General features: G+C 73.6%; 22 protein-coding genes and 1 rRNA gene. 11 read left to right on the top strand and 12 right to left on the bottom strand.

Going from position 1 to position 23,581, the window contains the following annotated elements:
• Positions 1 to 82 precede the first annotated feature (82 nt).
• Positions 83 to 1,084 carry an inorganic phosphate transporter gene (locus ACZ6S8_RS08235; RefSeq protein ID WP_469453636.1) on the bottom strand — a complete coding sequence of 334 codons (1,002 nt, stop codon included), beginning with the start codon at positions 1,082 to 1,084 and terminating at the stop codon, positions 83 to 85.
• Positions 1,085 to 1,089: 5 nt separating this feature from the next.
• Complete coding sequence (locus ACZ6S8_RS08230) at positions 1,090 to 1,710, bottom strand: DUF47 domain-containing protein (RefSeq protein WP_267724386.1); 621 nt, start codon at positions 1,708 to 1,710, stop codon at positions 1,090 to 1,092.
• A gap of 195 nt (positions 1,711 to 1,905) precedes the next feature.
• On the opposite strand from ACZ6S8_RS08230, the gene ACZ6S8_RS08225 reads away from it, so the two are divergent.
• The gene (locus tag ACZ6S8_RS08225; RefSeq protein WP_469453634.1) at positions 1,906 to 2,283 is read left to right on the top strand and encodes a metal-sensitive transcriptional regulator; all 378 of its coding nucleotides are present in this window, start codon (positions 1,906 to 1,908) and stop codon (positions 2,281 to 2,283) included.
• 180 nt (positions 2,284 to 2,463) lie between these two features.
• Here ACZ6S8_RS08225 and ACZ6S8_RS08220 read toward each other — a convergent pair whose 3' ends face one another.
• Both ACZ6S8_RS08220 and ACZ6S8_RS08215 read right to left on the bottom strand, forming a co-directional pair.
• Positions 2,464 to 2,649: a hypothetical protein gene (locus ACZ6S8_RS08220; RefSeq protein WP_386528054.1), complete on the bottom strand. Its 186-nt coding sequence runs from the start codon at positions 2,647 to 2,649 to the stop codon at positions 2,464 to 2,466.
• Between the two features lie 192 nt (positions 2,650 to 2,841).
• A complete protein-coding gene (locus tag ACZ6S8_RS08215; RefSeq protein ID WP_469453632.1) occupies positions 2,842 to 3,678 on the bottom strand; it encodes an SCO4651 family lipoprotein in 837 nt (278 codons plus the stop codon).
• 132 nt (positions 3,679 to 3,810) lie between these two features.
• Here ACZ6S8_RS08215 and ACZ6S8_RS08210 point away from each other — a divergent pair, with 132 nt between their 5' ends.
• Positions 3,811 to 4,065, top strand: a complete 255-nt coding sequence (locus ACZ6S8_RS08210) for a hypothetical protein (protein ID WP_469453630.1) — start codon at positions 3,811 to 3,813, stop codon at positions 4,063 to 4,065.
• Between the two features lie 141 nt (positions 4,066 to 4,206).
• Positions 4,207 to 4,440 carry a hypothetical protein gene (locus ACZ6S8_RS08205; RefSeq protein ID WP_469453629.1) on the top strand — a complete coding sequence of 78 codons (234 nt, stop codon included), beginning with the start codon at positions 4,207 to 4,209 and terminating at the stop codon, positions 4,438 to 4,440.
• Positions 4,441 to 4,695: 255 nt separating this feature from the next.
• Here the strand turns inward: ACZ6S8_RS08205 and ACZ6S8_RS08200 are convergent, their stop codons facing one another.
• The 5 genes from ACZ6S8_RS08200 to ACZ6S8_RS08180 all read right to left on the bottom strand — a co-directional run bounded on the left by ACZ6S8_RS08200 (position 4,696) and on the right by ACZ6S8_RS08180 (position 11,217).
• The gene (locus ACZ6S8_RS08200; RefSeq protein ID WP_469453627.1) at positions 4,696 to 5,436 is read right to left on the bottom strand and encodes a phosphatase PAP2 family protein; all 741 of its coding nucleotides are present in this window, start codon (positions 5,434 to 5,436) and stop codon (positions 4,696 to 4,698) included.
• 192 nt (positions 5,437 to 5,628) lie between these two features.
• Positions 5,629 to 6,648, bottom strand: coding sequence for a C40 family peptidase (locus tag ACZ6S8_RS08195; protein WP_469454305.1), 1,020 nt, complete (start codon positions 6,646 to 6,648; stop codon positions 5,629 to 5,631).
• 158 nt (positions 6,649 to 6,806) lie between these two features.
• A complete protein-coding gene (locus ACZ6S8_RS08190) occupies positions 6,807 to 9,653 on the bottom strand; it encodes a serine/threonine-protein kinase (protein ID WP_469453626.1) in 2,847 nt (948 codons plus the stop codon).
• Positions 9,654 to 9,707: 54 nt separating this feature from the next.
• Positions 9,708 to 10,514 (bottom strand): thioesterase family protein, encoded by an 807-nt coding sequence (locus ACZ6S8_RS08185; RefSeq protein WP_469453624.1) that lies wholly within the window; start codon positions 10,512 to 10,514, stop codon positions 9,708 to 9,710.
• Between the two features lie 94 nt (positions 10,515 to 10,608).
• Positions 10,609 to 11,217, bottom strand: a complete 609-nt coding sequence (locus ACZ6S8_RS08180; RefSeq protein ID WP_469453623.1) for a LysE family transporter — start codon at positions 11,215 to 11,217, stop codon at positions 10,609 to 10,611.
• Positions 11,218 to 11,282: 65 nt separating this feature from the next.
• On the opposite strand from ACZ6S8_RS08180, the gene ACZ6S8_RS08175 reads away from it, so the two are divergent.
• Positions 11,283 to 11,816 (top strand): GNAT family N-acetyltransferase, encoded by a 534-nt coding sequence (locus tag ACZ6S8_RS08175; protein WP_469453621.1) that lies wholly within the window; start codon positions 11,283 to 11,285, stop codon positions 11,814 to 11,816.
• Between the two features lie 2 nt (positions 11,817 to 11,818).
• Positions 11,819 to 12,685, top strand: a complete 867-nt coding sequence (locus ACZ6S8_RS08170; protein ID WP_469453620.1) for a pentapeptide repeat-containing protein — start codon at positions 11,819 to 11,821, stop codon at positions 12,683 to 12,685.
• A gap of 963 nt (positions 12,686 to 13,648) precedes the next feature.
• Here ACZ6S8_RS08170 and ACZ6S8_RS08165 read toward each other — a convergent pair.
• Complete coding sequence (locus tag ACZ6S8_RS08165; protein WP_469453619.1) at positions 13,649 to 14,803, bottom strand: alpha/beta fold hydrolase; 1,155 nt, start codon at positions 14,801 to 14,803, stop codon at positions 13,649 to 13,651.
• 243 nt (positions 14,804 to 15,046) lie between these two features.
• The gene (locus tag ACZ6S8_RS08160) at positions 15,047 to 15,649 is read right to left on the bottom strand and encodes a hypothetical protein (RefSeq protein WP_469453618.1); all 603 of its coding nucleotides are present in this window, start codon (positions 15,647 to 15,649) and stop codon (positions 15,047 to 15,049) included.
• A 404-nt stretch (positions 15,650 to 16,053) separates the two neighbouring features.
• Here ACZ6S8_RS08160 and ACZ6S8_RS08155 point away from each other — a divergent pair, with 404 nt between their 5' ends.
• From ACZ6S8_RS08155 to ACZ6S8_RS08130, 6 genes are all read left to right on the top strand, one after another.
• A complete protein-coding gene (locus tag ACZ6S8_RS08155; protein WP_031145169.1) occupies positions 16,054 to 16,362 on the top strand; it encodes a hypothetical protein in 309 nt (102 codons plus the stop codon).
• A gap of 100 nt (positions 16,363 to 16,462) precedes the next feature.
• Positions 16,463 to 17,293, top strand: coding sequence for a DUF8175 domain-containg protein (locus tag ACZ6S8_RS08150; protein ID WP_469453616.1), 831 nt, complete (start codon positions 16,463 to 16,465; stop codon positions 17,291 to 17,293).
• Entirely contained in the window at positions 17,283 to 18,605 is a 1,323-nt protein-coding gene (locus ACZ6S8_RS08145; protein WP_469453615.1) for a hypothetical protein, read from the top strand. Before ACZ6S8_RS08150 ends, ACZ6S8_RS08145 begins: the two co-directional genes overlap by 11 nt.
• A complete protein-coding gene (locus tag ACZ6S8_RS08140) occupies positions 18,602 to 20,164 on the top strand; it encodes an SCO6880 family protein (protein WP_469453614.1) in 1,563 nt (520 codons plus the stop codon). Before ACZ6S8_RS08145 ends, ACZ6S8_RS08140 begins: the two co-directional genes overlap by 4 nt.
• A gap of 19 nt (positions 20,165 to 20,183) precedes the next feature.
• Positions 20,184 to 21,599, top strand: a complete 1,416-nt coding sequence (locus ACZ6S8_RS08135; RefSeq protein ID WP_469453612.1) for an ATP-binding protein — start codon at positions 20,184 to 20,186, stop codon at positions 21,597 to 21,599.
• 2 nt (positions 21,600 to 21,601) lie between these two features.
• Positions 21,602 to 23,212: a type VI secretion protein gene (locus tag ACZ6S8_RS08130; protein ID WP_469453611.1), complete on the top strand. Its 1,611-nt coding sequence runs from the start codon at positions 21,602 to 21,604 to the stop codon at positions 23,210 to 23,212.
• Positions 23,213 to 23,323: 111 nt separating this feature from the next.
• Here ACZ6S8_RS08130 and rrf read toward each other — a convergent pair.
• Positions 23,324 to 23,440, bottom strand: a 5S ribosomal RNA gene (rrf, locus tag ACZ6S8_RS08125).
• Positions 23,441 to 23,581 lie beyond the last annotated feature (141 nt).

The raw sequence follows: 23,581 nt of genomic DNA, 5'->3' as shown, positions 1-23,581 counted from the left end.
GCATGGCGGTGCCACCGCGAGGCGAAAGAAAAAGGGCCGGCTCCCCCTGGGTGGGGGGAGCCGGCCCACTTTCGTGGACGGCCTAGGACACGAAGGCCAGGTTCACGATCCAGAAGCTGACCGCGGCGACCAGGGCCGCCGCCGGCATGGTGATGAACCAGCCCAGGATGATGTTCTTCGCGACGCCCCAGCGGACCGCGTTGATCCGCTTGGTCGCGCCGACACCCATGATCGCCGAGGTGATGACGTGGGTGGTGGAGATCGGCGCGTGGAAGAGGAACGCCGAGCCGAACATGATCGAGGCGCCGGTGGTCTCCGCCGCGAAGCCCTGCGGCGGGTCCAGCTCGATGATCTTGCGGCCGAGGGTGCGCATGATGCGCCAGCCACCGGCGTACGTACCCAGCGACAGCATCACGGCACACGCGATCTTGACCCAGATCGGGATGGCGTCGCCGGCTCCCTGCACATCGGCGATGACCAGGGCCATCATCACGATGCCCATCGTCTTCTGCGCGTCCTGGAGGCCGTGGCCCAGCGCCATGCCGGCCGCGGAGACGGTCTGCGCGATGCGGAATCCGCGCTTGGCCTTGTGCGGGTTGGCCCGGCGGAACATCCACAGGATGGCCACCATCACCAGGTAGCCGACGACCAGGCCGACCACCGGTGAGACGAACATCGGGATGACGACCTTGTCGACCACGCCCGACCAGATGACCTCGGTGCCGCCCGCGAGGGCCGCACCGACCATGCCGCCGAACAGCGCGTGCGAGGACGACGAGGGAAGGCCGAAGTACCAGGTGATCAGGTTCCACACGATCGCGCCGACCAGCGCCGCGAACAGGATCCACATGCCCCGGTTCCCGTGGGGCGTCTCGATCAGACCCTCGCTGACCGTCTTGGCGACCCCGCTGCCCATGAAGGCACCGGCGAGGTTCATCACGGCCGCCATCGCGAGCGCGGCCCGCGGCGTCAGCGCGCGGGTCGAGACCGAGGTGGCGATCGCGTTCGCGGAGTCGTGGAAACCGTTGGTGTACGTGAAGCCGAGCGCGACACCGATGGTCACGATCAGGGCGAAGGTGTCCACGAGGTTCAGGACTCCTTGACCGCGATGGTCTCCACCGTGTTCGCAACGTGCTCGAACGCGTCGGCCGCCTCTTCGAGCACGTCGACGATCTGCTTGAGCTTCAGCACCTCCATGGCGTCGTACTTGCCGTTGAAGAGCTGGGCGAGCAGCTTGCGGTGGATCTGGTCGGCCTGGTTCTCGAGGCGGTTGACCTCGATCCAGTACTCGGTCAGGTTGTCCATCGTCCGCAGGTGCGGCATGGCCTCGGCGGTGAGCTCCGCCGCGCGCGCCAGTACCTCGATCTGCTGCTCGACGCCCTTGGGCAGTTCCTCCACGTTGTAGAGGACGACCAGGTCGACCGCCTCTTCCATGAAGTCCATGATGTCGTCGAGGCACGACGCGAGGTTGTAGATGTCCTCGCGGTCGAACGGCGTGATGAAGGAGGAGTTCAGCTGGTGGAAGATCGCGTGGGTGGCATCGTCCCCCGCGTGCTCCGCAGCCCGCATCCGCTCCGCGATCTCGACCCGGGCGGATGAGTCCGCTCCGAGCAGTTCCATCAGGAGCTTCGAGCCCGTGACGATGTTGTCCGCGGATGCGGCGAACATGTCGTAGAAGCTCGTCTCCCTGGGGGTCAGACGAAATCGCACGTGAGGTCCTCGGGGTGCATTGGATTCGGTCAGGCTGATGCTAGGCGCATCCCCCGGCCACGGCTAACCGGCCGTTCCCCAGTGTCCTCCATCAGGCAGAGTGAGGACCACGGACCCCTGTTTCCGCGACGGAGGCCCGGTACCTTATACCCATGAGGGGTATGCATCCCTCAGGTCAGGACCACGGGAGGACGCATGACGACCATCGAGACGGAGGGCCCGGGAGCCGGATCCGGCACCCCCGGATCCGGCACCGCCGCTTCCTCCGCCCCGCCGCACGAAGGCGGCGCCGTCCACGGCTACCACCACCAGAAGGACGAGCACCTCAAGCGGCTGCGCCGGATCGAGGGCCAGATCCGCGGCCTCCAGCGCCTCGTCGACGAGGACGTCTACTGCATCGACATACTCACCCAGGTATCCGCGAGCACGAAGGCCCTGCAGTCCTTCGCCCTCCAGCTGCTGGAGGAGCACCTGCGCCACTGCGTCGCCGACGCGGCGGTCAAGGGCGGCGCGGAGATCGACGCCAAGGTCGAGGAAGCCACGAAGGCCATCGCCCGTCTCCTGCGCACCTGACCGGCCCGGAGCCCGAGCCGCGGCGCCTCGTCCGGCCCGAGCGACGCGGACCGGCGGGGCCGCAGCCGGCCTCGCCGGCGTTCGAGGCGCGGCGTTCGAGGTCCGGGGTCCGGGGCGGAGCCCGGGCGGCCCGGGCGCAGCAGGTGGCCGCGCGCGCCGGCGCCTCGCGTCGGGGTACGGCTAGAGACCGATCCCCATGAGCACCTCGTCGATGCGGTCCTGGCTCAACCGTTCCTCGACGGCCGCCGACGCCGCGATGATCAGCTCACCGCACAGTTCGATCTCGGCGAGCGCCACGTGGTCCTGCACCGTCTTACAGCCTGCGGGAGTCACGCACGTCACCCCGATCTTCCGCCATACGGACATAGACCATCAGTCACAACTCACCACTCATCGGTCTCACTCACGCCTCACGGCTCACGACCCACGGCTCACAGGCTCGCCGGGCGGCCGCCCTCCCAGCCTAGGGAGCCCCCGCCTCCCCCCGCATGACACGGATGGACCATTTCCGGATACCCGGCATGGCCCGAACGCGCCGTCCCGAACCCGCCCACCCGGCTATTCGGCGATCTTCCCGGCGTAAATGTCCCCGCTCGGGGGCAATACGACGGTCACCGGCGTGCCGAACCCGTACAGGAGCGTCGTCGACGAGACATCGATCACGCCATTGTTGACGTACGTGAACCGGTGGCGGACCTTGCGCAACCGCCCCTCGGCGTCCAGGTACGCGTCGAACGGCACCGCGTCCTTGCTGAACCCTTTCGCCGCCGCCTCCAGCGCCCCCCGCACCCCCGGCGACGCGCTCCCGGCCGCCCGGGCGATGTCCGTGGTCCCCCGGTAGTGCCGCACGCGGGTGCCCGCCACCTCGGTCTCCCCGACGTACGTCACCTCCCGCGCGCCCCGCAGCAGCTCCGCCGCGACCAGCGGATCGGTGGCCCCGCCGGTCACCAGGTTCCCGTCGGCGAGCGTGGTGGTGTCGACCCGCACCCACTTGTCGGCGGGCACCCCCGCCCCCCGGTTCTTCATGTAGAGCGCGCCCGGCACCAGCAGCTCGGTGATCGGCCGGTGGTCCGCCTTGCCCTTCACGTCGGCCGGGAGCATGACCAGCAGCTGGCCCATCCGGTTCTTGAAGTCGACCCCGCCCTCGCCGCGGATCGTGACCCGGGTGCCGCCGGTGGCCATCTCCATGGCCGTACGGGCCCGGGCGCTGCCGGACCTCGTCAGCACGTCGGCCGCTCCGCGGACCACGGCCCCCGGGTCCGCGGGCGGCCCGTCGTCGCTGCCGCGGGCGGGACCCCCGCACCCGCCCGTCACCACGACCGCCAGCGAGACGCCGGCCGCGAGCAGCGCCTCACCCGCGCGTCCGCGCCGCCGCCTGTGCTGGTGCACCACCATCGCCTGCCAACCCCCAACGCATGACCGCTGTTTGCCCGAGGCCCCCACCCGCTCCGGTTAACGAGGTCCGGGGTTTCCCGTCACGGCCCGCGCGTGTCCCCGGGCCGCGGCCGCCGCGGGTACCGTGGAGGCGTGGAACCGCACACCGAAGCGACCCCGGTCCCTCCGCTTGCCTCCGTACCCCTCCCCCGGACCCAGCCGGCGCCCACCGCGTCCCCCGGGCCCCCGCAGCACCTCCGGTCGCCGGATCCGGCCGCCGGACACACCACCTCCACCACCGAACGCGGCTCGTTCTGCCTGGCCGTCTGCACCTGCGGCTGGCGCGGGCCGGCCCGCCGCTCCCGTGACCTGGCCCGCAAGGACGCCACCCGCCACACGGCGGGGTAGGCCGTCCCGGATCGTGCCGGGCCCGCGACGCCCGGCACCGCGTCCGGCCGCACGGCCGGGCGGCGTGCCCCGTCCCCGGGCGTGTCGCCCGTTCGGACGGCCCGGCTGGCCGGTGCGGGCCGGACCGTATGCCCTTGACTCATGCCAGGTCCCGCAGCCCGCCTCGCGGCCCTCCTCTGGGCCCTGCTCCTCGTCTCCGCGCCCGCCGCCACGGCCTGGGCGCGGCCCGTGGGGACCGCGGACGGCCCCGGGGACGTGGCCCTGGCGGTCGGGCTCACCACCGCCGCGGCGGTGGCCACCGGGCTGTGGCTGCGCTCCCGCTACCGCCGCGACGGAGACGCCTCCGGGCGCCGCGGCGAGAACGGCGACCCGTGAGGCCCCGGCCGCGGCCCACGGCGGTGCGCGTCTGCTTCGGGGCGGCCGCGCTGTGCCTGGTGGCGGCCGTGCTGCTGAGCGCGTGGGACACGTTCGCCCACGCGTGATCCCGTAGGCCGTGTCGTTCGGATCATGGCGGGCCCGGGTCCGAACGACACGGCCTGGCCGTACCCGCGCCGGTGCCGGTGTGCCCGTATCCGTACGAGGGCTGCGGCTGCGCGCGCGGCCCGGGCGACGTCCGGCGTCACGTACCGGTCAGGCGGCGAGGTCGCTCTCGTGCGGGCGCGGTCCCGCCGGCGGGGTCTGGGCCTGCGTCAGATCGACCGCCAGCGGCACCGCGCGCAGCTTGGACCGTACGAGCCACCCGACGCGCACGGAGCGGTTCACCGCCGCCACCACCGGCGTCAGCAGCGCCAGCGCCGGCGGCGCGAGCACCAGGACGACGGCGGTGCCGAGCGCGAACCCGCCGATGACGTCGGTCGGGTAGTGGACGCCCGTGTACACGCGGCAGAAGCCCTCCACGAGGGCGAGGCCGATCCCGAGGAGCCCGATCTTCCGGTGGGCCACGAACAGCCCGACGCCCAGGGCCATGGCAAGGGTGGCGTGGTCGCTGACGAAGGAGAAGTCCGTCCTGGCCAGTCCGGTCGCGAGGCCCGTCCCCGGGCCGGGGTCGAGGACCTGCAGGCCCTCGTGCTGCCGGAACGGCCGCGGCCGCCCGACGAATTCGCGCAGCGGCGCGTTCACGAGGAGTGCCAGCCCGGCGGCCAGCGGAGCCCAGACGAGCGCGGCGAACGACTCGGCGGCCGCGGCCTCGTCCTGCCGGCGCGCTCCGCGCCAGCACCACAGGACCAGCAGCACCAGGGCCAGCGGGATCCCGTACTCGCCGGCGAGGCTCACCGCCCGGTCGCACCAGCCCGGGGCCTGCCGGGCCAGGGAGTTGATCTGGTACAGCAGGCTGACATCCACATTCGGCCCACCGGTCGTGAGTCCAGCCATGGCGACGCGGCCCCTTGCTGTTGCGGCGGGTTCCCCTGTGGGCGCGCCCCTGTGCGCACCCGTTCGCCCCCCGGTCGATCAGCCCCCGTGCCCATGGAACGCCCGTTCTGACAACTACGTTCCACTCTCCACCGAATGATCACCCCAACGTTATCGAAGAGTGACTCATCGTCGCAGCTCAGGGCCTGGGCCTCACGGAGAGTTGCCGGGCGCCCCGCTCGCGGCGGCGCGCTCCGGAAGGGCCTGCGCACCATCCTTCGTCACGCGCGTCGCGCCGAAGTAGTCGGGGGTGTCGATCTTGTCGAAGCGGATCACGGCCCCGGTGAACGGGGCGTTGATCATGTATCCGCCGCCCACGTAGAGCCCGACGTGGCGGATCTCACGGGAATTCGTCAGATCATCGGAGAAGAACACCAGGTCACCGGGAAGGAGTTCGGCCCGCGAGGGGTGCGGACCGGCGTTGTACTGGTCGTTCGCCACGCGCGGCAGCTCGATCCCCACGGTCTCGTACGCGGCCTTCGTCAGCCCAGAACAGTCGAACCGGCCGTTCTGGTCGGGCGTCCCGTTGCCGCCCCACAGGTACGGCGTGCCGAGCTGCTTCTGCGCGAAGTAGATGGCACCGGCGGCCTGTTGGGAGGGGGCGACGCGGCCGACGGGCCGGGCGAAGCTCTTGGCCAGGGTCGTGATCGTCTTCACGTAGCCCTGCGTCTCGCGGTACGGGGGGACCCCGCCGTACTTGATCACCGCGTACGCGCCCGCGTTGTAGGCGGCGAGCATGTTCGACGTCGCGTCACCCGGCACCCGGGCCACGTCCTTGGCGAGTTCGCAGTCGTACGAGGCCGCCGAGGGGATCGCGTCGCTCGGGTCCCAGATGTCGCGGTCCCCGTCCCCGTCCCCGTCGATGCCGTGGCCCGCCCAGGTTCCCGGGATGAACTGCGCGATGCCGCGCGCGTCCGCCGGGCTGACCGCGCTGGGGTTCCAGCCGCTCTCGGAGTAGAGCTGCGCGGCGAGCAGCGCCGGGTTGATGGCGGGGCAGAGGTTGCCCCACTTCTCCACCAGCGCCTGGTACTTCCCCGGCACGGCCCCCTTGACCAGCCCCACCGCACGACCGCCCGAGCCCGCCCCCGCGAGACCGGCCGCGGCGGAATACGTGCCCACGACGAGCAGCACGACGAAGCTCAGGCAGAGCCCCAACCCGATCCCACTCGCCATCCAGAATTTGCGCACCCGTCAACCCTCCCCCATCCTTGCCGCTTTCCGACGTGATTTGACCGTGTCGCCTATCGGACTAGCCCACTTGGAACCACGCGTCCGGCACCCCGCCCGAGCCGGAACGCCCGCCGTCGAGCGCGGTTTCCGGCTGCCGGTGCTCACCGGGCCACGTTGAATCCCGAGCAGGAAATGCCCTCGTAGCGCTGCGCCTTCTCCGTCTTCCCCGGGTTCTCCGCCGTCTTCCCCGTCCCATCCTCGACGCGATAGAAGACCACCGTCCAGTCCCCCCGGTCCCCGGCGAGCGGAACGGCTCCCGGGAAGTCGTCCGGGTAGGTCAACTCCACGTAGTCACCGGAGTCCCAGCTGCCGTACAGGTCCACGGGAGCGCTCAGGAACCCCGCCGGGCTCCCGTCGGCGGGCGGTTGGGCACCGGGCGGCCGCACGGCCACCCTGACCGGATACGGACGCGGCCGCTCGGCCCCGCCATCCCCGCCGGCCGCCGGCTTGGGCCGCATCCGCACCGTCGCCGTGGCACTGGGCACCCCGCCCCGCCGGGAGCTCACGGTCTGCGTCTCGATCCCGCCGCCGGGGGGCTGCCCCTCCGCGGGCCGCGTGCACTCCCCGGCGCCGTACTCCGCCATGAGCGGGTCGGAGGACAGCTTCCAGCGATAGTCGACGGCCTTGCGCCCACTGGCCCCGCTCCCGGCCCCGTTGCCGCCCCCGGGATTGGGGGCGCTGGGGGCCCCGGCGGCGGGGGTGCTGGTGGCCCCGGCGGTGGGGGCGCTGCCGGCGGGGGCGCTGCCGGCGGGGGCGCCGCCGGCCGGAGCCCCGGACTCGGACGCCCGGGCGCCGGGCGTCCACCCGCCCGCCCGCCCCACGGCCCAGAACCCGCCGGCCCCCGCCCCGACGAGGAGCACCGCCACGACCGCCCGCCGCCCCCACCGCCCGCGCCGCAGCCCACCGACCCGGGTCTCCCCGGCGAGCCCCGAAACCCCCGCTCGGCCCTCAGCCCCCACGGCCTCTACGGCCCCACCCCGGACGCCACGCTCCGGCCCGGGCGCCGCACCGACCCCACCCTCCGGCTGGGGTGCCCTGAGGGCCACACCGTCCTCCGGCCGGGGTGCTCCGGGGACCGCTCCCAGCTCAGGGTCCGGCGCCGACGCGGCCCCACCCTCCGCTCCACGTTCCTGCCCGGGTGCGCCGACGGCCACGCCGTCCTCCGGCTCGGGTGCCCCGACGCCCGCGCCCCGTTCAGGGCCCGGCGCCGACGCGGCCCCGCCCTCCGCTCCGCGCTCCGGTCCGGGCGCTCCGAAGGCCACGCCGTCCTCCGGCCCGGGTGCCCCGAGGGCCGCGCCCAGCTCAGGGTCCGGTGGCGAAGCAGCCTCACCCTCCGCTCCACGTTCCGGCCCGGGTGCGGCGGAAGCCACGCCGTCCTCCGGCCCGGGTGCTCCGGGGGCCGCTCCGCGCTCCAGCCCGGGTGCCCCGACGGCCGCGCCGCGCTCCGCAGGCGCGGCATGCCCACCAGCCGCCTCGCGCTCCCGCTCTGCCGTCCCCCCGCCCGCGGCCCGCCCCGGCCGAGCTCCCCGCCGGGTCGGCGCCTCGGCCGGCGCCCCCGCACCGGGGTCCCGCTCGCCCTCGCGTTCCGGCGAAGTGGCCCCACCCCGCGCTCCACGGCCCGGCGCCGATCCCGGGGCGGCTGCGTCCCGTACCGGCGCAGAGGCCCGACGGGCCGCCGCCCCGGCCGGGGTACCGGTCCCGGCGTCACCGAACCCCTCGCCCGCGCCCCGCGCGGCCCCGCCACGGGCCTCGCGCTCCCGCCCTGCCGCCCCGGCGGCCGCCTCATGCCCCGTCCGTGCGTCCGGGCGGGGGCGGGCCCCCTCCACGGCGGACAGGTCGGCGCCGGTGTCCTCCGGCGCCTCGGACCCCCGCGGCCCCGTGCCACCGTCGGCGGCGCCGCGCTCCGGTGCGGCGCCCCGGCGGGTCGGCGCCCCGGCCGATGTCCCGGCGGCCGCGCACGCGCCGCCCGCCTCACGCGAAGCCCCGGGCTCCCGTGGCACGGCGCCACCCGACAACCCCGACAGCCCCGGCAGCCCCACCGGCCCCGGCCCGGTCCCCGGTGCCCAGACCCTGGTCGCCCCGTCGGCCGAACCGCCCGGGCGGGGCGCCGACGCGGCGGCCCCGTACCCCGGGTCCTCCACCAGCGCGCCCCGCACCCCGCAGCGCCGGATCACCTCCGCCGGCCCCGGCCGCCCCGCGGGGTCCTTCGCCACGCAGGACTCGATCAGCGCCGCCAGCCCCGGCTCCACCCCCGCCACGTCCACCGGCTCGTGCACCGTCCGGTACCCGATGCCGGCCGCCGCCCCGGCCCCGTACGGCGGCCGTCCCGTCGCCGCGTACGCCAGCGTCGCGCCCAGCGCGAACACGTCCGCCGCGGCCCCGGCCACCGCCCCCAGCAGCACCTCCGGCGCCGTGTACCCCGGCGTCCCCGGCGCCTGCCCGGCCTGCGTCAGCGCCGTCGACCCGACGCCCCGCGCGATCCCGAAGTCGATCAGCTGCGGTCCCTGCGCGCCCAGGATGACGTTCTGCGGCTTGAGGTCCCGGTGCGTCACCCCGTACGCGTGCACGCTCGCCAGCCCCTCCGCCAGCGCCGCCGCCAGCCCCCGGCAGGTCCCGGCGCCGAGCGGCCCCCGCCCGCGCACCGCCTCGGCCAGCGTCGGCCCGGCCACGTACTCGGTGGCCAGCCAGTACGGCGCCTCCTCCAGCGAGGCGTCGATCAGGCCCGCGGTGTACGCCGACCGCACGGCCCGTACCGTCTCCACCTCGCGCCGGAACCTGGCCAGCGCCTCCGGATCCCCGACGATCTCCCCGCGCACCACCTTGACCGCGACGAGCCGGCCCCCGGGCGACCGCCCGAGGTACACCTGCCCCATCCCCCCGGCCCCCAGCCGGGCCACCAGCACGTGCCCCCCGATCCGCCCGGGATCGGCCTGCGTCAGCGGCTCCATCTGCCCGAGCCTGCCATACGTACGATCTCCCTTGCACGGCAAGGGTGTTGGGGATTACCTCGGCGCGACGAACAGGCTCTGCGCGCTCCGTCCGATCGGCCCCTTCTCGTCGTGCAGCCGCGCGTCCGCGAGCCCGATCCCGGCCGCGTCCACGCTCGTGCGGGCCTCCACGCACGCCCACTCGCCCACCGGATGCCGGTGCAGGTGGACCGTGAGGTCGCCGTTGACGAAGACGTACCGCGCGAAGTCCAGTTCCGCGCTGATGCCGTTGCCCGAGTCGGCGGCGATCAGCACCCGGTCCAGCGGCCCGACGTCCTCCCCCGCGACGAGCGGCACCCGCATCCGCATCCAGCAGGTGCCCGGCCCGCGCTCGACGAACGCGCCCTCGGTGAACCGGGTCTCCATCGCCGAGTGGTAGCCCGTCTCCCACGGCACCGGGAAGAACGGCGTCACCGCCGCCTCCCCCGGCGACGGCAGCTCCGGCCCCGGGACGACGGCCGGCACCGACTCCGGCGCCACCCTGATCCGCAGCGCCCGCGCCAGCATCACCGGCTGCGACGCGCCCGCCGGGACGAGCGCCGCCTCCACCACCTCCGTGCTCCGGCCCGCCCGCAACACGCTCGTGGTCACCTCCAGCGCACCGATCGGCACCGGCCGCAGGATCTCGTACGTGATCCGGGCGATCCGCATGTCCTCCCGGGCACCCGGCCGCTCCTCGACGACCCGCCCCAGCAGCGCGGCGGGCGGCCCCGCGTGCTGCGCACCCGGGTCCCACGGCCCGCGCGTGTACTCCGTGGCCAGGAACCGCCCCGCGCCGACCCGCTCGAAGAACCCCTCGGCAGCACTCACGCCAGCACTCATGCCGCGCACGCTACCGAGAGGTAACTCCGGGCACCAGCCCCCGCGCCCCGGCGCCCCGGCGCCCGCCCCAGGCCAGCCCCCAGCCCGCCCCGGCTCAGCGGGCGAACCCCAAGCCCACCCCCAGCCCCACGAGCACCGAGCCGATCGCCCGGTTCAACGCCTTCTGCGCCCTCAGCATCCGGTCGCGCAGCCGCGCGTCCGAGAAGAACAGCGCCACCGCCCCGAACCAGCCCAGGTGCGCCACCGACATGAACAGCCCGTACCCCGCCTGCTGCCACACGGGCGTGCCCGGGCCGACCACCTGCGTGAACGTCGACACGACGAACAGCGTGGTCTTCGGGTTGAGCACGTTCGTCAGGAACCCGGACCGCAGCGCCCCGGCCCGGGTCAGCCCGGACGCCGACTCCAGGTCGACGGTCAGCTCGGCGGGCGCCCGGAAGGTCCGGATCCCGATCCACACCAGGTAGGCCGCACCCGCCAGCTTGATCGCGGTGAACAGCGCGGTGGAGGAGGCGATCAGCAGACCGACCCCGAGCATCGTGTACGAGACGTGCACCAGTACGCCGGCCGCCACCCCGGCGGCCGCGAACAGGCCCGTGGGCCGCCCGTAGAGGTAGCTGTTGCGGACCACCATGGCGAAATCCGCGCCGGGACTGATCACCGCGAGCACGGTGATGACGGCGACTGCGATCACTTCTGTCATGGGGAGGATGCTCACCGTCCCCCCTCCGCCGATCAACCCCCGCCGGCCCCCGGGATACTTGCCGAGTGCCCCCACAACCCCCACAACCCCCGCAGCCGTCAGGGCTTCCCCTCTCCCCGCTCTCCCTGCGCCCGTTCCGGCCCGCCGCCGACACCGCGCTGCTCCGCTCCTGGGTGACCACTCCCGCCGAGCTGATGACCTGGGCCGGCCCCGCCTTCTCCTGGCCCCTCGACGACGGACAGCTCACCGCCTACGCCGCCGAGCCCGGCCGCCGTACCTGGACGGCCCTGTCCCGCGACGGGCAGCCCGTCGGACACGCCTCCCTGGCGGGCACCCGCCTCGGCCGGATCCTGATCGCCCCCGCGGCCCGCGGCCGGGGACTCGGCGCCGCGATGGTGTCCCTGGTCGTCGAGCGGGCCTTCGGCGAGCCGGACGGCGTGCCGGAGCTCGGCCTCGGCGTCTGGGCCCACAACACGGCGGCCCTGCGCGTGTACGAACGGCTCGGCTTCCGGACCGAGCGGGTGGACGAGGACGTCGTGGAGGTGGACGGCGTCCGCTGGTCGGCACACGAGATGCGGCTCGCCCGGCCCGGAAGGTGACAATGGACGACGTGCCGACACCACCCGCCCCGCGCTCCACCGATCACCCGGACCTCCCGGCCCTGCCGGCCCTGCCGCTCCTGCAGGCCGACTGCGCGAACTGCTTCGCCCTCTGCTGCGTCGCCCTCCCCTTCGCCAAGTCCAGCGACTTCGCCGCGAACAAGCCCGCGGGCAGCCCCTGCAAGAACCTCGGCCAGGACTTCCGCTGCGGCATCCACACCCGGCTGCGCGACTCCGGGTACCGCGGCTGCACGGTCTTCGACTGCTTCGGTGCGGGCCAGCAGGTCTCCCAGGTCACCTTCGGGGGCCGCGACTGGCGCGCCCACCCCGGCACCGCCCGTCAGATGTACGAGGTCTTCCCCGTGATGCGGCAGCTCCACGAGCTGCTCTCCTACGTCGCCGAGGCCCTGGCCCTCCCGGCGGCCGCTCCGGTCCACCCCGGTCTGAGCCGCGCCCTCGCCGACACCGAGCGGTGGACCCGCGCCGACGCCGACGCCCTCACGGACCTGGACGTGGGCGCCCTGCGCCAGGAGGTCGGCGCGCTGCTGCTGAAGGCCAGCGAGCTCGTACGGGCGAAGGTGCCGGGCCGCACGAAGAACCACCGCGGCGCCGACCTGATGGGTGCCCGGCTCTCCGGCACGAACCTGCGCGGCGCGAACCTCCGCGGCGCCTACCTGATCGCCGCCGACCTCAGCCGCGCCGACCTCCGCTCGGCGGACCTGATCGGCGCCGACCTCCGCGACGCGGACCTCCGGGGGGCGGACCTCCGCGACGCGCTCTTCCTCACCCAGCCCCAGCTGAACGCGGCCCGCGGCAACCGCTCCACCCGCATCCCCCACCCCCTCACCCACCCCACCCACTGGCCCTAACCCACCCCCACGCGCACCCACCACGATCACCCCACCCCACCGGAAACCCCCACCCCAGCCAGGCTCTCTCCAGCCCCACTAGGCCGTCTCTTTCGGATCTTGTCGGCCGAGCCCGCGGCGTCTGGCGCCGTGCCTGGTCGTGCTGTCGGGGCGCCCGTGTACTGGACGTACTCGGTTGCCCTGGCAGTGCGGCCGGGCGCGGTGCCAGGCGTCGCGGGCCCGGCAAGATCCGAAAGAGACGGCCTAGCCCTGTCGGCCCCTGAGGCCCCGCCGAGCTACCTCCAGCCCAGCCGAGCTCCCTTCAGCCCCACTGACCCCGCTGGCCCCTCCAGCTCTGCCGGCCCCTCCAGCCCCGCCGAGCCACCTCCAGCCCCGCTAGCCCTGCTGGCCCCTCCAGCCCTCCGAGCTACCTCCAGCCCCTCCAGCACCGCCCAGCCACCCCTAGCCCCTCCAGCACCGCCCAGCCACCCCGCCCCTCCAGCCCACCGGCTATCTCCAGCCCCGGTTGGCCCCCCTCCACCCCCCGAGCCCCCTCCAGCTCGCCGGTCCCCCCTCCCCACCGGGCGTCTCAGCCCACCGGGCCCCCTTCAGCCCCGCCGGCGTTTGAGGCGCGGGGTCCGGGGCGGAGCCCCGCGCCCCCCGCCCCCCCCCCCCCCCCCCCCCGCCAGGGCCCGGCCCCCCCCCCCCCCCCCCCCCCCCCCCCCCCCCCCCCCCCCCCCCCCCCCCCCCCCCGGCCCCCCCCCGCGCCCCCCCGGCGGCCCCCCCCCCCCCCCCCCCCCCCGCCCCCGGCCCGCCCCACACCCCTGCACGGCATGGCCCGGCCCACCCCGGCACACCCCCGCGCCCACCGGCCCACCCGCCCGCCAGCCCCGCCCGGTCCCTCCAGCCCCGCCGGCGATTGAGGCGCGGGGCCCGGGGCAGAACCTCGCACCCCCGCCACACCTCCCGACCGGCCGGGACACCTCACACCCGCGCCAAAAACCCCCGCACGGCAGCGACGAACCCCTCCGGATCCCCCGCGTGCACCGCGTGCCCGGCCGGCAGCTCCACGAGCCGCACCCCCGCCCTCCGCACCGTCATCTCCCGCGCGTGCTCCGCCGACAGCACCCCGCTCCGGTCCCCCCGCACCAGCAGCGTCGGCCGCCGGACCGCCAGCCAGTCCGCCCAGTGGTCGCCGTTCAGCCCCCGCTGCGACTCCACCACGTCCTCCACCTCGGGCCCGGTCCCCCACCCGTCCGGGTACTCCCGCACGTACCCCTCCAGGTGCGGCGCCGCGCTCCCCACCGCCGCCAGGAACCCGGCCCGCGTGCGGGCCCGCCTCGGCCAGTCCCGCGCGAACGACACGTCGTCGTCGACCACCGCCCCGATGTCCTCGACCACCACCGCCCGTACGAGGTCCGGCCGCCGCGCCGCGAGCCGGTACGCCGTGACCCCGCCCAGCGCATGCCCCAGTACCACCGCCGGCCCCAGCCCCAGGTGCTCCAGGACGGCCGCGGCGTCCGCCACGTACCCCTCGCCCGTGTAGTCCCCGGCGCGGTCCGACTCCCCGTGCCCCCGCTGGTCGAGGGCGATCACCCGCCACCCCGGACCCACCTCGCGGGCCAGCCGCCCGAAGGTCCGCCGGTCCTGGAAGTGCCCGTGCAGCGCGAGCAGCGGCGCGCCCTCCCCGCCGAAGTCCGTGTAGGCGAGCCGTCGGCCGTCCGCCGTCCCGACCACCCCCGGCAGCGGGCCCAACGTGTCGATGACCCGCCGCCGCAGCAGCTGGTACTCCTCCCAGCGCCTCGGCAGCCGCCCCGCGGGCCTCTTCCCCATCGGCCGCCCCGGCGTCACCGTCTGCCCGCGCCGGAACTGCTCCCGGGTCAGGTCGACGGGTATTCCCCCGGGCAACACGTTCCAGCAGTGGTACCCCTGCCGCTCCCCGCCGTGCCAGACCTCGCCGACCAGCAGCTCGCCGCCGACCACGTCCTGGATGAGCAGGGCCGTGATGTCGCAATGACCCCAGGCCGGGTTGTCCGCCGTCCACGGCGCCCGCTCCACGTCGTCGGGCGAGCAGGTCTCGGCCGACCATCCCGACCGGATGGCCGCCTCGATATCGGCAAGGGTCCACGGAGTCGTCATGTCCCCAGCCTGCCGGACCCCACTGACAACGCCCCGGGACTCGCACGGGCGTCCACCGGACATGCATGCGCCCCTCACGCACCCGCACGCCCCCCGACCACCGGCGCACCCGCGGACCGCGCCCGGCCGCCGGCGCCCCGCCCGCCCCGATGACTCCGCGTAGGCACGCGCCCCTCCGGCACGACGCACACGAGGGCGCCGCGACCGGCCCGACCGCCCGGTCACGACGCCCTCGCCACCGGCTCAGGCCGGACGGATCACCGCGGCCCAGCCCTGGCTGCAGTCGAGCCCCGCCGTGGCGCAGGAGTTCTCGTACAGGTCGCCCCTGACGGTGAGCACCTTCACGTACACCCGCTCGCCCGCCAGCTTCACCGACACGCCACAGGCGTCCCGCGGCTGCCCCGGCGTCACGGCGCGGCTCAGGTCCCGCCAGACGTAACCGCGGTTCGCCGCGAAGCGGTAGCCGACGTACACCTTCCCCCGGCTCACCACCCCGCTGTACTCGGCGCCGGACGGCGAGCCCGGCACCCCGACGGTGTCGATGTCCGCGCACGGCCCGGGCTGGCCCGGCTGACCGGCCGGACCCCGGTCGCCCTTCGGCCCCCTGGGACCCGCCGGACCCCGGTCGCCCTTGGGCCCCTTGGGACCGGTGCAGGCCGCGCGGTCCCCGTCGTACCCGGAACCGCCCTTGGCGCACGCGGCGACGGCCGCGGCCCCCGCAGCCCCGCCCACCCCCGGTGCGGCGGCCACGGCCTGGGCCGAGACACCCGTGAGCGCGAGTGCCAGCGGCATCGCGAGACCGCCGGCCAGCCACGCACGCCGACCCGCCCTGATTGCGGAACCCATCCGTCCACTCCTAACGTCGCCGTACCGATCGACGTGGAGCATCGCGCGCAATCCCGCGTGCGGATCGAATGACTGACGGAATGTCGGACATATGTCAGCGGGTCGGCCCAACGACACGCGCCGCCACTGCGCCGAACGGCGGCCCCTCGGCCCGCCCCCCGTACGCCGAGACGACAATCATTGCCCGACGTCACCCACCGTGATACACAGAGTGACCATACGTTCTTTCGCATACACACCGCCCCCGCCCAGGTCAGAGCGCGCGGGCGGTGCGCGGGCCGGGAGATCGGGTAAAGAGAGCCGCCAAGTCGACGACGGCGCCAGTTTCATCAGCGAAGATAGTGCGTGACCCATGCCGTCGGGCACGGGCTACCGGAACTACCCATACAGGGGCGGTGAGTTGCATGATCCTGGCAGCCGAAAAAGGCGACATCACCACCATCATCGGCGGAATCGCACCGAACTGGGGCCCTTTCGGCAGCCTCGGCAACGAGGCGAAGATCATGATCGAAGTGGTCATGGCCGTCGCGATCCTCCTCTGCCTCGGCATCGCCATCTGGGGCGCGGCCAAGCAGCGCATCGGCGCGACCGCCCTCCGCGACACGTTCAGCGCGGAACAGGGCAAGGGCCTGATCGTGGCCGGCCTCACGGGCGTCTTCATCATCGGCTCCCTCGGCACCCTCTTCACGATCGTCTACGGAATGGCCGTCTAGCGGGGCCGCCGCCGCGGCCGTACCTGATGAGGACTCACCACACCGCACCTACGCGGGAACCAGCGCTACCGTCGTACGACGCGGAGGGGGCCGACACGGAATGAGCAACGACGACCAGTACGGCGGCGGCTACGGCGAGGTCGGCGGCACGGGCCAGACCCGAACCCGCCTCCCCGACTCCCCGACGGACGCGTACGGCCCCACCCGCCGCACCCCCCGCGCCTCCCGCAGCCTGATCACGGTGGTCGGCGTGGTGGTCCTCCTGATCGCGGCGATCGCGTTCGCGAACCAGTCCCCGGACACCCCCACCTCCGAGACCTCGGACAAGTCCCCGTCCACCAACTCCACGGCGGCCACGGGCACCAAGCCGGTCACGGACACGTCCTCGGGCATCCCCCGCGGCTTCGCCCACGACGAACAGGGCGCCCAGTCGGCAGCCGCCAACTACGCGGTCGCCCTCGGCTCCGACGCCATGTTCGACGGAGCCCGTAGACGTGCGCTCGTGCAGGCTGTCTACCTGCCCGATATCGCCGCCGCCCGCCAGAGCGACCTCGACAAGCTCTACGCAGACCAGGACTTCCTCGCCCGGATCGGCCTCGATGCCGCCGGCAAGGCTCCCAAGGGTCTGACCTTCATCTCGCGTATGAACCCTGTGGGGACGAAGGTCGAGAAGTTCAGCGGGGACTCCGCCAGCATCTCCGTCTGGTACTCGGCTCTCTTCGGACTCGCAGGCGAAGGTTCGAAGAACCCGGTCTCGGAGAGCTGGTACACGAACACGTTCGAGCTCAGGTGGCTGAACGGAGACTGGCGGGTCGCCGACTTCACGCAGAAGGACGGCCCCGCTCCAGTGGGTCGTGACCAGGCCGCCGCCACGGCGGAGGAGATGGCAGCCGCTGTGTCACAGTTCGGGGGGCTCACCTATGCACGCTAGCCGTCGCCGGACGTCCCTCACGGCAATCGTGGCAGCCGTGCAGGTCACCGTCATGCTCCTCGCCACTCGGGCGGCCGCCGCTCCTGTCCCGACGCCAACCCCGACGCCGCAGGCGAGCAACAACCCCTGCGACCTGATCCGCGGCCCGGCCAAGGACTACTGCGAACGCGGCTCCACCGGCGGCGCCCCCTCCCCCGGCCTCGCACCCAACGATCCCGCCGACGCCCTCAACCCCCTCGCCTCCCTCGCCAAGGGCTGCGCCGACGCCGCCGCCTGGATCGTCACCAAGCTCAGCGAAGCCGTCAAGGGCACCGCCGAAGTCGACTTCACCAACGACGCCTTCCTCAAGCAGTACGCCGTCGTCTTCGCCGCCTCCACCATCCTCACCCTCGTCCTCTGGCTCTTCGCCGTCGCGAAGCGCGCCATCCGGGGCGTCCCCCTCACCACCGCCATCTCCGAAGCCATCGGCTTCCTCTGGCTCACCGTCCTCGCCTCCGCCTTCACCCCCCTCGTCCTCTACACGATCGTCTCCGCCACCGACGGCATCACCGAGGTCATCGCCGCCTCCACCGGCGGCCAGACCGACGTCTTCTTCGGCTCCTTCACCGAAGCCCTCAAGAAGGGCGACGACATCGGCGGCGGCCCGATCATGCTGATCGTCGTCGCCCTCGTCACCGTCCTCGCCGCCGGCGTGCTCTACCTCGAGCTGTTCATCCGCGCCGCGCTCCTCTACGTCGGCGCCCTCCTCGGCGTCGTCGTCTACGCGGGCCTCGTCGACCGCAACCTCTGGGGCCACGTCCGCCGCTGGGCCGGCATCATGATCGCCGTCATCCTCGTGAAGCCGGTCATCGTCATCGTCCTCGGCCTGGCCGGCGCCCTGGCCGGCGAGAAGGGCCCCAACGCCTTCTCCGCCGTCGTCACCGGCCTCGCCATCATCCTGCTGGCGATCTTCGCCTCCGCGATGATCTACCGCTTCGTCCCCGGCTTCGGCGACGAGATCGCCTCCGCCCGCGCGGGCCGCAGCAAGGCCACCGACGGCGCCCAGGCCGCCGCCGTCATCAGCTCCCCGGCCTCCCTCGTCTCGCAGGGCATCAAGACCCACAGCAGCCGCGGCGCCCACCGCGGCGACGGCGGAGGCGGCGGCTCCCAGAGCGCGCCCCGCCCCGCCAACCCCATGTCCGGAGGCGTGGCCGCCCACAGCAGCCGCGGCTCGGGCGGCGGAGCAGGCGGCGGATCTGTCCCCTCCGCCGCACCCCCGCCCCGCACGAGCACGAGTTCGAGCACGAGGAACACAGGAGGTGACGGGCGTTGACGACCCAGTCCCACCAGATGCACCCGGTCGCACCCCGCCGCACGTATCTCATCGGCCGGGCCCGGCCGAACGCGATCGTCGGAAAGAACCGCGAGACCGGCGAGATCGCCCTGATCATCGCGGGGGCGTTCCTCGGCATGATGAGCGGACTGCTCGTCCCCGACCTCACCCTGCGCATCGTCAGCCTCGCCGGCTTCCCCATGATCGCGCTCGCCGCCGTGTACGTCCCGTACAAGGGCCGCACCTTCTACCGCTGGTTCGAGATCGGCCGCAGCTACAAGCGCATCCTGCGCCGCGGCACCGCCTACCGCTCCGGCGCCATGGAAGCCGGCTTCCGCGGCGCCGACGGCCGCGAGGTCGAGGTCGGCCCGCCGCCCGGCATCGGCCGCATCAACTGGCTCGCCGCCCCCTTCGGCCCCGACGAGATCGCCGTACTCCTCCACGCCGACCGCAGGACCGTCACCGCCGCCATCGAGATCGAGGGCCCCGGCGTCGGCCTGCGCGACAGCGAGGACCAGGAAGCGCTCGTCGACCGCTTCGGCACCCTCCTCAAGCACGTGGCCAACGGCGACGGCTTCGTCACCCGCCTCCAGATGCTCGCCCGTACGCTCCCCGCCGACCCCGACGCCCACGCCAAGGACGTCGCCCAGCGCGGCGACACCCAGGCCCCCGGCTGGCTCCGCGACTCCTACGAGCAGCTCCAGTCGATGGTGTCCACCTCCTCCGAGCAGCACCGCGCGTACCTCGTCGCCTGCATGCACTACACGCGCGAACTCTCCGCCGAGGCACACACCATCGCCCGCGCCTCCACCCCCCACAAGGGCCGCAGGCTCGACCGCGACGCCGGCCTCGCCATCGTCATGGCCCGCGAGCTCACCGACATCTGCGCCCGCCTCGCCGAAGCCGACATCCGCGTCCGCCAGCCGCTGGGCCAGGGCCGCCTCTCCTCCCTCGTGCACTCCATGTACGACCCGGACCACCCCATCGACCACATCCAGGCCATGACCAAGCGCAACGCCTGGCCGGCCGAACTCGACGCGGTCGAACCCACCTACCTCCAGGCCAAGACCCGCGAGTCCTCCACCCGCGCCCCCTGGTGCCACGCCACCGCCTGGGTGAAGGAATGGCCGATGACGCCCGTCGGCGTCAACTTCCTCGCCCCCCTCCTCGTCCACACCCCCGACGTCATCCGCACCGTCGCCGTCACCATGGACCTCGAACCCACCGAGATCGCCATCGAGCGGATGCTCACCGAGAAGACCAACGACGAGGCCGACGCCTCCCGCGCCGCCAAGATGAACCGCACCGTCGACCCCCGCGACATCGCCGCCCACGGACGGCTCGACCAGAGGGGTGAAGATCTCGCCAGCGGTGCGGCGGGAGTCAACCTGGTCGGGTACATCACGGTGTCCTCGCGTTCACCGGAAGCCCTCGCCCGCGACAAGCGCACCATCCGCGCCTCCGCCGGCAAGTCCTACCTGAAGCTCGAGTGGTGCGACCGCGAACACCACCGCGCCTTCGTCAACACCCTGCCGTTCGCCACCGGCATCCGACGCTAGCCGGAAGGAAGTGCCGCCCATGCGCGATCCCATGTCCGCCCTGACGGACGCCTTCACCAGCTTCCTCTTCGGCAAAGTCGAAACCACGCGCCTGCCCGTCCGCACCTCCACCGGGCAGGCGCAAGCCGTCTACCTGCCCACCGCCGCCCCCGGCCTCGGCGACTCCGGCGTCATCATCGGCCGCGAGGTCTACAGCGGCAAGGGCTACATCTACGACCCCTTCCAGCTGTACGGCCAGCAACTCCCGGCCCCCCACTGGCTGGTCCTCGGCGAGTCCGGCAACGGCAAGTCCGCCCTGGAGAAGACGTACGTCCTGCGCCAGCTCCGCTTCAAGGACCGCCAGGTCGTCGTCCTCGACGCCCAGGGCGAAGACGGCGTCGGCGAGTGGAACCTGATCGCCCAGCAGCTGGGAATAACCCCCATCCGCCTGGATCCGATCGCCGCGAACGACGACGGCATCCGCCTCAACCCGCTCGACCCGGCCATCACCACGACCGGGCAGCTCGCCCTGCTCCGCACCATCATCGAAGTCGCCATGGGCCACGGCCTCGACGAGCGCGCCGGCTTCGCCCTCAAGGTCGCCCACGCCTACGTCGTCGACACCATCCGCGACCGCCAGCCCGTCCTCACCGACATCGTCGAACAGCTCCGCCACCCGGAGCCCGAATCGGCCCTCGCGATGAACGTCGACATAGACGATGTCCGGGCCTGGGGCCTCGACGTCGCCCTCGTCATCGACCGCCTCGTCGACGGCGACCTGCGCGGCATGTTCGACGGCCCCACCACCGTCGGCATCGACCTCGACGCGCCCCTCATCGTCTTCGACCTGTCCCACATCGACCGCAACTCCATCGCCATGCCCATCCTGATGGCGATCGTCGGCGTCTGGCTGGAGCACACCTGGATCCGGCCCGACCGCAAGAAGCGCATCTTCCTCGTCGAAGAGGCCTGGCACATCATCAACAGCCCCTTCGTCGCCCAGCTCTTCCAGCGCCTCCTGAAGTTCGGCCGCCGCCTCGGCCTGTCCTTCGTCGCCGTCGTCCACCACCTCTCCGACGTCGTCGACGGCGCGGCCGCCCGGGAAGCCGCCGCCATCCTCAAGATGGCCTCCACCAGAACCATCTACGCCCAGAAGGCCGACGAGGCCCGCGCCACCGGCCTCGTCCTCGGCCTGCCCCGCTGGGCCGTCGAGATCATCCCCACGCTGACCCCCGGCATCGCGGTCTGGGACGTCAACGGCAACGTCCAGGTGGTCAAACACCTGATCACCGAAGCCGAACGCCCCCTCGTCTACACCGACCGCGCCATGACCGAGTCCTCCGCCCCCGCCCCCCTCCACGACGACATGCTCGCCGCCGAACTGGAGGCGGAGGAACGGGCCCTGTCCATCGAGCGCCGCCGCGGCGGCCCGGGCGCCGCGACCACGGTGGCCTGACCATGCCCGACGCACGACGTACGGACGCCCCCGGCCGCGGCGGCATCCCCGACGGCCTGCTCCTCGGCCTCCTGGGCTTCCTCCTCGGCCTGGCCGTCCTGGTCTGGACGGCCACCGGCCTCGCCGCCCTCTTCGCCAAGGGCGCCTGGCCGGACAGCGTCACCTTCACCCGCACCCCGGACGCGATCCGCGCCCTGATAGCGGAGCCCCACGACGTCGCCGGCGCCTGGCCGGAGACCACCGCCGGAGCCCTCCCGGGCTGGGGCCTGTTCTGGGGGCTGTTCGTCAGCCAGCTGCTGGTGATGTTCGTCGTGGCCGTCTTCGTCATCGGCGTGGTCGCCCGCACCAAGTCCCGCCGCGCCCTCGCCCGCCAGGCCGCCCGCGCACCCGAGCCGGCCGCGCACGACCCCGCCCCGGCCGCGGACACCCCCGCCGAGGCCAAGGCCGCCGCGTACGCACCCGTACCGCCGGCCCCCGCCCCGGAACGCACCCCGGTACCCGCCCCGCAGGGCCCGCCCCACCTGCCGGCTCCCCTGCACGCGCCCGTGACCGCCGCCGCACCGCTCGCGGCGGCCGGGGCCGGTCCCGTACGGCCGTCGCCCGCCGACCGCACGCAGGACCGCACCGGCCCCCCGGCGGACGAGGCCTACCGCTACGGCTTCGGCTACGCCCCCGCCGGCCCCGCGCCCCTGGCCACCCCACCGCGCCGGCTGACCTACGCCGGCCCCGCCGAGCGCCACCACCTCGCCGCCCAGGCCATCGCCGCAGCGGAGGGCGCCGCCCTCGTCGTGACCTCGTCCCCCGCCCTCTGGGCCGAGACCAAGGACGCCCGCGCCAAACTCGGCCCGGTCCTCCTCTACGACCCCTCGCACCTCTGCGACACCCCGGCCCGCATGCACTGGAACCCCGCCGAGGGCTGCGCCGACCGCGACACCGCCGCCGCCCGCGCGACCGCCCTGCTGGCCCCGGTCCGCCCCCAGGCCCGGATGGACGCAGCGGTCGCCGACACCGCCGAAACGCTCCTCCGCAGCTGGCTCCAGGCGGCAGCCCTCGACAACCGCCCCTTCAAGCACCTTCAGCGCTGGACCCAGGGCACCAACGCCCAGGAACCCGTACGCGTCCTGCGCACCCACCCCCACGCCACGGCGGGCGCCGCCGGCGAACTCGAAAGCGCCCTCACCGCGCACCCCGAACGCCGGGAACTGGCCCAGCACCTGACGGCCCGTGCCCTCTCCTGCCTCGCCTCGATCCACATCCGCGAGGCCTGCACCCCGAACCGAACCGATTCCCTCACCCTGGCTTCGTTCCTCGGCGAAGGGGGCAGCCTCTACGTGGTGGGCGAACCGCTGGAAGACCCCCGTACCCACCCGGGTGCGATGCCGTTGCTCACCGCACTCGCCTCGCACGTGGTCGAGCACGGCCGCCGCATGGCCGCACGGTCATCCCGCGGTCGGCTCGACCCACCACTTTCCCTGATCCTGGAAGACGTGGCGGCCGTGGCCCCCGTCCCCCAGCTCCCGGATCTCCTCGCGGACGAGGCCCTCCCGCTGCTCGCCTTCTGCCGCAGCCGCGAACAAGCCCGCTCCCGCTGGCCCCAGGCCGACCTCCCCTGAACCTCACCCCCCGGCACGACCAGCCCGCTGCGGTTGTTCCCGAAAGCCCGAATGGGTCCGGAACGCAGAAAAGCCCCGCACCATAAGGTGCGGGGCTTTCCCACAATAATTGTTCGGCGGCGTCCTACTCTCCCACAGGGTCCCCCCTGCAGTACCATCGGCGCTGAAAGGCTTAGCTTCCGGGTTCGAAATGTAACCGGGCGTTTCCCTAACGCTATGACCACCGAAACACTATGAAATTTGAACACTGGATGACAACACAGCTGTTCGTTATTTCAGAACTAACACAGTGGACGCGAGCAACTGAGGACAAGCCCTCGGCCTATTAGTACCAGTCAGCTTCACCCGTTACCGGGCTTCCACATCTGG

Source organism: Streptomyces sp. NPDC048461 (assembly GCF_055587105.1).
The sequence above is the reverse complement of the archived record's forward strand: the minus strand, read 5'-3'. Positions and strand labels throughout refer to the sequence as shown.

What these genes read in the sequence shown, in the direction of transcription:
- ACZ6S8_RS08155 (WP_031145169.1), top strand. Translation starts at nt 16,054, where the DNA reads ATGATCCTGGCAGCCGAAAAAGGCGACATCACCACCATCATCGGCGGA.
- ACZ6S8_RS08185 (WP_469453624.1), bottom strand. Translation starts at nt 10,514, where the DNA reads ATGAGTGCTGGCGTGAGTGCTGCCGAGGGGTTCTTCGAGCGGGTCGGC.
- ACZ6S8_RS08145 (WP_469453615.1), top strand. Translation starts at nt 17,283, where the DNA reads ATGCACGCTAGCCGTCGCCGGACGTCCCTCACGGCAATCGTGGCAGCC.
- ACZ6S8_RS08165 (WP_469453619.1), bottom strand. Translation starts at nt 14,803, where the DNA reads ATGACGACTCCGTGGACCCTTGCCGATATCGAGGCGGCCATCCGGTCG.
- ACZ6S8_RS08160 (WP_469453618.1), bottom strand. Translation starts at nt 15,649, where the DNA reads ATGGGTTCCGCAATCAGGGCGGGTCGGCGTGCGTGGCTGGCCGGCGGT.
- ACZ6S8_RS08130 (WP_469453611.1), top strand. Translation starts at nt 21,602, where the DNA reads ATGCCCGACGCACGACGTACGGACGCCCCCGGCCGCGGCGGCATCCCC.
- ACZ6S8_RS08170 (WP_469453620.1), top strand. Translation starts at nt 11,819, where the DNA reads ATGGACGACGTGCCGACACCACCCGCCCCGCGCTCCACCGATCACCCG.
- ACZ6S8_RS08220 (WP_386528054.1), bottom strand. Translation starts at nt 2,649, where the DNA reads ATGTCCGTATGGCGGAAGATCGGGGTGACGTGCGTGACTCCCGCAGGC.
- ACZ6S8_RS08150 (WP_469453616.1), top strand. Translation starts at nt 16,463, where the DNA reads ATGAGCAACGACGACCAGTACGGCGGCGGCTACGGCGAGGTCGGCGGC.
- ACZ6S8_RS08195 (WP_469454305.1), bottom strand. Translation starts at nt 6,648, where the DNA reads ATGGCGAGTGGGATCGGGTTGGGGCTCTGCCTGAGCTTCGTCGTGCTG.
- ACZ6S8_RS08180 (WP_469453623.1), bottom strand. Translation starts at nt 11,217, where the DNA reads ATGACAGAAGTGATCGCAGTCGCCGTCATCACCGTGCTCGCGGTGATC.
- ACZ6S8_RS08135 (WP_469453612.1), top strand. Translation starts at nt 20,184, where the DNA reads ATGCGCGATCCCATGTCCGCCCTGACGGACGCCTTCACCAGCTTCCTC.
- ACZ6S8_RS08190 (WP_469453626.1), bottom strand. Translation starts at nt 9,653, where the DNA reads ATGGAGCCGCTGACGCAGGCCGATCCCGGGCGGATCGGGGGGCACGTG.
- ACZ6S8_RS08215 (WP_469453632.1), bottom strand. Translation starts at nt 3,678, where the DNA reads ATGGTGGTGCACCAGCACAGGCGGCGGCGCGGACGCGCGGGTGAGGCG.
- ACZ6S8_RS08225 (WP_469453634.1), top strand. Translation starts at nt 1,906, where the DNA reads ATGACGACCATCGAGACGGAGGGCCCGGGAGCCGGATCCGGCACCCCC.
- ACZ6S8_RS08205 (WP_469453629.1), top strand. Translation starts at nt 4,207, where the DNA reads ATGCCAGGTCCCGCAGCCCGCCTCGCGGCCCTCCTCTGGGCCCTGCTC.
- ACZ6S8_RS08200 (WP_469453627.1), bottom strand. Translation starts at nt 5,436, where the DNA reads ATGGCTGGACTCACGACCGGTGGGCCGAATGTGGATGTCAGCCTGCTG.